At 73.0% G+C, this 5,023-nt stretch carries 4 protein-coding genes; all 4 read right to left on the bottom strand.

What is annotated here, in order from left to right; genetic code table 11:
* Positions 1 to 1,746 (bottom strand): PAS domain S-box protein (locus ABZT49_RS20875; RefSeq protein WP_355288628.1); only part of this gene is annotated, 1,746 nt, incomplete at its 3' end.
* A 28-nt stretch (positions 1,747 to 1,774) separates the two neighbouring features.
* Positions 1,775 to 2,425: a chemotaxis protein CheX gene (locus ABZT49_RS20870; protein WP_355288626.1), complete on the bottom strand. Its 651-nt coding sequence runs from the start codon at positions 2,423 to 2,425 to the stop codon at positions 1,775 to 1,777.
* The gene (locus ABZT49_RS20865) at positions 2,422 to 2,832 is read right to left on the bottom strand and encodes a response regulator (RefSeq protein ID WP_355288624.1); all 411 of its coding nucleotides are present in this window, start codon (positions 2,830 to 2,832) and stop codon (positions 2,422 to 2,424) included. Before ABZT49_RS20865 ends, ABZT49_RS20870 begins: the two co-directional genes overlap by 4 nt.
* A 476-nt stretch (positions 2,833 to 3,308) precedes the next feature.
* Positions 3,309 to 5,023, bottom strand: a 1,715-nt coding sequence (locus ABZT49_RS20860) for a L,D-transpeptidase family protein (protein ID WP_355288622.1), incomplete at its 5' end; no start/stop codon positions are given.

The following is a 5,023-nucleotide window of genomic DNA, read 5'->3' as shown; positions in this document are numbered from 1 at the left end:
CTCGATGGTGAGGCGCCCGCCCTCCGGCATCGCGTCGCGGGCGTTGATGGCGAGGTTGAGGATCGCGTTCTCGAGCTGGTTGGGGTCGCAGAGCGTCAGCCACAGGCCGCCGGCCACCACCACTTCCAGCTGCACCCGCTCGCCCAGCGTCCGGCGCATCAACTCGTCCATCGAGCTCACCAGCCGGTTGGCGTCGACGGGCCTCGCCTCGAGTGGCTGGCGGCGCGAGAAGGCGAGCAGCCGGTGGGTCAGCGCGGCGGCGCGCTGGGCCGAGGCCATGGCGAGGCCGGCGTAGCGGGTCAGGTTCTCGATACGGCCCTCGTTGATGCGGGTCTGCATCAGGTCGAGGGAGCCAACGATGCCGGTGAGCAGGTTGTTGAAGTCGTGGGCGATGCCCCCCGTCAGCTGGCCCACCGCCTCCATCTTCTGCGACTGGCGCAATTGCTCCTCGGCCCGCTCGCGCTCGGCCACCGCCTCGCGCACCCGCGCCTCGAGCGTGTCGTTGAGCTCGCGCAAGGCGACCTCGGCCCGCTTCGATTCGGTGACGTCGTAGACCACCCCGACATGGCGCAGGCCCGAGGTCTCGGTGTCGCGGATCGCCTCGCCGCGGCGCACCAGCCAGCGCACCTCGCCGGTGTCCGCCAGCCGCACCCGGGTCTCGATCGGCGGCAACTCGCCCTCCTGGCGCTGGTCGGGCGCCAGCAGCGGCGGGTCGCCCTCGACCACCAGCGCGTTGACGGCGCTCGCCGCCACCGTGCGGGCCGGCACCAGGCCGAGCAGGCTGCAGAATTGCGGCGAGGCGGTCACCGTGGCGAAGCCGGGCACGTGCTCGAAGGCGCCGACCCGGCCCGCCGACTGGGCGATGCGCAACCGCTCCTCGACCCGCTTCTGCTCAGTGACCTCGACCAGCACGCCGGTGAAGCGGGCGGGCCGGCCGTCCGGGCCGAAATGGCAGCGGCCGCGGGCATGGACCCAGCGCACCGTGCCGTCCTGAGCGAGCAGGCGGTACTCCTTGTCGAACACCTCGGCCCCGCCGAGGATTCCGCTCACCGCGAGGCGCAGCCGCAGGCGGTCGAGGGGGTGGATCCCGGTGAAGAAGGCGCTCGCCGGCAAGGGACCGGGGCTAAGCGGCACGGTGCCGGGCCGCGGCGGGGGGCTGAGGCCGGTGAGCGCGGCGAAGCGCCCGTCGACATGCAGGCGCTTGCCCACGATGTCCCAGTCCCAGGTGCCGGCGATGCCGGCCGAGGACAGGGTCAGGGAGAGCTGGCGCTGCGCCTCGGCCAGCCGCCGCTCGATATCGGCGAGGCGCTCGCGCCCGGTCTCGGCCTCGTGAACATGCGACATGTCCACCTGCGAGGCGAAGAAGTTGACGAGGCGGCCGGCCTCGTCGCGGATCGGGCAGATCAGCAGCTGGTTCCAGAACCGGCTGCCGTCGCGGCGGTAGTTCAGGAGCGTGACCCGGACCACGCGCTCCTCGCGCAGGCCCTCGCGGATCGCCGCCATCGCGCCCGGATCGGTGTCCGCCCCTTGTAGGAAGCGGCAGTTGCGCCCGATCACCTCGGCGGCGTCGTAGCCGGTGAGGGTCAGGAAGGCCTGGTTGGCGAAGACGACCGGGTTGTCGGGGAGCGCAGGGTCGCTGATCAGCATCGGCTGGCGCGAGTGCTCCAGCGCAGTCAGGAACGGCCCGGCGCGGGTGCGTGCCGCCGCGATGGAAGCGGCGAGGGTGGTGCCGTCGGGGGCGCTCACGCGGTGGATCCGGGACGGGGGCCGGGCGTCATGCGTCGAGGTCGCCGAGGGCGCGGGCGATGAACTCGTCGACCAGGAGCCGCAGATTCTCCAGCGACGGCAGGTCCATCAGCATCGCCAGGTAGCCGCGGATGTCGCGCTCGCTCACCGAGAAGTCGATGTAGAGGAACAGCACCAGGGCGTCGGCCCCTGCCGCCTCGTCCGTCTCCAGCCCGAAGATCCGCCGGCCATCCCCGCGCACGATGCCGGGCAGCGACATGGTCAGGGTGCGCTGGAGCATGTTCGCCATGGTGGCGAGGCAGCCGTTGAGGATGATGTTGCCGGTCTCGGCCAGGGCCTCGTCCTCGAGGGCGGCGACCTCCTCGGGCGACAATTCCTCGCCGGCGACGGCCCGGACCAGCTCGCGGCCGTTCTCCTGCGGGAAGATCAGCAGGGCACGGCCCGCGAAGGCGCCGGCGAAATCCTGGTGCACCACCACGAGCGGCGCCGCCTCGCGCTCGCCGATCAGCCGCGCGGCGGCCTGGCGCGAGACGATCTCGACGGAGGGCACCGAGAGCAGCACCTGGGTTCCGATCATCTGGCGCAGGCTCGCGGCGGCGCGGCTGACCCCGATATTGACGAGCTCGGTGAAGGCGTCCTGCTGCAGTTCGGTCAGGCCTGCCGATCCGGCGGCGTTCACGGCGTGCCGCCCCGGCGCAGGCGCAGGCTCGCGCCCGAGAGGAAGCCCGCCAGCGCCTCGCCGGTGAGGGGCTTGGCCAGGAACGTCGCCCCGAGCTCGCGGGCGCGGGCGATCACCTCGTCCTGGATGTTGGCGGAGATCACCGCGACCGGCATCCCCGGCCGCGCCGCGCGCAGGTCCTGCGCCAGGGCGAGGCCGTCCTTGCCCGGCATGTTGAAGTCGAGGAGCGCCATGTCGACGGGCTCGGCCGCCACGATGGACGCGGCCTCGTCGGCATTGGCGGCCTCGCGCGCGACCCAGTCCGGCCGGGCCTGCCGCAGCAGCCGCACGGCGACGGCGCGGGCGAGCTTGCTGTCGTCGACGACGAGGACGATGACGGGCGCGGGGGCGGTCGGAGGCTGCGACATGGTGAGCATCTAGGCGGTTTTCGCCGAAAGGGGAATGGAGAGGGTGATGCTCCCAGCGGCCATGCACGACGGAGCGCGACCCGGTTCATTGGAAGCGGGGCGCCCGTGGACGGGGGAGGCGCGGGCATTCCCCTCTCCCCGCGCGCGGGGAGAGGGCTTTGGTGACCTTGTCGTCACCAAAGCGAGGCGCTAGCCGAGGGTGAGGGGGTCTCGACGGGTGAAGCTCCTCCGGAAACACCCCCTCACCCTCACTCCGGCTACGCCTCCGCTTGCTGCGTCCCCTGAACGGGGACGCAGCCCTCTCCCCGCGAGAAGTCGGGCTTGCCCGACTTCGACTGTCTCTTGCAGATCCCGGGCAAGCCCGGGATCTGTCGGGGAGAGGAGAGAGCCCGCGCTGTTTCGTTTCCCCGGACAGCCGCCCTGCCTGCCGCCCGCGGGGAGAGGAGGTGTACCGCGTCCCTTTCGTCCTTCGACGGCTACCACCAGCCCCGCCGGATCGCCCCGGTCTCGCCGAAATAGTCCGGCGCCGGCTGGACCACCGCCGGCTCCTCGGGCTCGGTCGCGGTGGCGACCGGGCGGCGGGGGCTCGGGCGGGGCGCGGCCTGCTGCTGGGCGACATCGCGGTGCGGGCGCGGCGCCGCGCCGGGATGGCCGGGCGGGGTCGCGGCGGGCTTCTGCACGGCGACCTTCGGCTTGCGGCCGGCCTCCGGCGGCAGCGCCTCGGTCGAGAGGCCGAGCGCCACCTTCACCCGGGCGTTGATGCCGTAGAGGTCGGGCAGGCTGCGCAGGGGCCCGGAGCCGTCGGCCTCCAGGGTGAAGTAAGCCAGGTGCACCGGCAGCTTCTCGGGCAGCATCACCGTGCGCTCGCCCTTGCCGATCAGCGTCTTCAGCCGCTCGGTCGGCCAGCGCGGCCCGAGCACGACCTGCGCGAAGCGGAACGGATCGTCGACGCGCACGCAGCCGTGGCTCAGCGCCCGCTCCGAGCGGGAGAACAGGGAGCGGTTCGGCGTGTCGTGCAGGTAGACGGCGTGGTCGTTGGGGAACATGAACTTGATGAAGCCGAGCGCGTTGCGCTCCCCCGGCGGCTGCCGGATGGCGATGCCGTTGCCGCGCTTGACCACCTGGTAGCCCAGGCGCGCCGCGTAGTTCGGGTCGCGGGCGAGGCCGGGGAGGAACTGGCTCTTGAGGATCGAGGGCGGCACCGTCCAGGACGGGTTGACCACCGCGTAGGTCATCTCGCCGGAGAAGATCGGGGTCGGCGAATCGGGCTTTCCGACGATCACCCGCGCCTCGTCGAGGACGCGGCCGTCGCGGATCACCCGCACCTTGTATTCGGGGATGTTGACGAAGACGTGGGTGCGGCCGAGATCCGCCGGCAGCCAGCGCCAGCGCTCCATGTTGGCGAGGAGGTCGGCCTCCTGCCGGTCCGGCGTCGGACCCGCGAGCGCCGCCACGGTGGCCGGGTCGAGCACGCCGCTGGCCTTCATGCCGCGCTGGCGCTGGAAGCTCGCCACCGCCGTCGCCACGCCCTCGTCGTAGGCGGTGGCGTCCGCCGCGCCGCCGAGCCCGAACCGGGCGCGGATCAGCGGCACCCGCGGGTCGCGCATGCCGGCCTTCAGCGCCGGGCCCTTCGGCAGGCGCACCATCGGCACGGCGCGGTTCGGCTGCTGGGCGCGTAAAGCGGCGAGCTTCGCCTTCAGGGCGAGGTAGCCGGGCTGCCCCGGATTGTAGGCCTGGAGCAGGCCGCCGGCGCCGCTGCCGGCCGGGGTGAGGCGGGTCAGCACCGCGTCGGCCGAGGGCAGGTCGAGCTTCGGGGTGATGAAGCGCGACAGCCGCGACGGCTCGAGGCGGCCGCCGCGGGCGTCGCGGGCGTAGAGCACGGCCGCCGCCGAGAGCTTCAGGTCGGCCTCGGCCCGGTCGGCGGGCTTGGCGTGGGGCGGGTCGAGGAGCGGGATCGGGTAGGCGAGCGGGTCGAGCCCGTCCTCGCCCGCCGCCTGGAGCCGGGCGATCACCGCCTTGGCGGCGTCGCTCCAGCCGGTCTCGGTGAGCCAGACCGATTTGAAGGCGCCGAGCGCGTAGAAGGCCTGCATCGCCTCGCGCTGCTTCGTATTGAGGCGGCGGATCAGCGTGAAGTTCGGGTCGGCGAGGCGCGCGGCCACCACCTCGGCTACGGGATCGCCGGGGGCGGGCG

This window comes from Methylobacterium sp. EM32, assembly GCF_040593685.1.
GTDB lineage: Bacteria > Pseudomonadota > Alphaproteobacteria > Rhizobiales > Beijerinckiaceae > Methylobacterium.
This window is presented reverse-complemented; position numbering and strand designations above follow the sequence as displayed.

Coding starts and splice junctions, on each gene's coding strand:
- ABZT49_RS20865 (WP_355288624.1), bottom strand. CDS start 2,832: ATGTCGCAGCCTCCGACCGCCCCCGCGCCCGTCATCGTCCTCGTCGTC.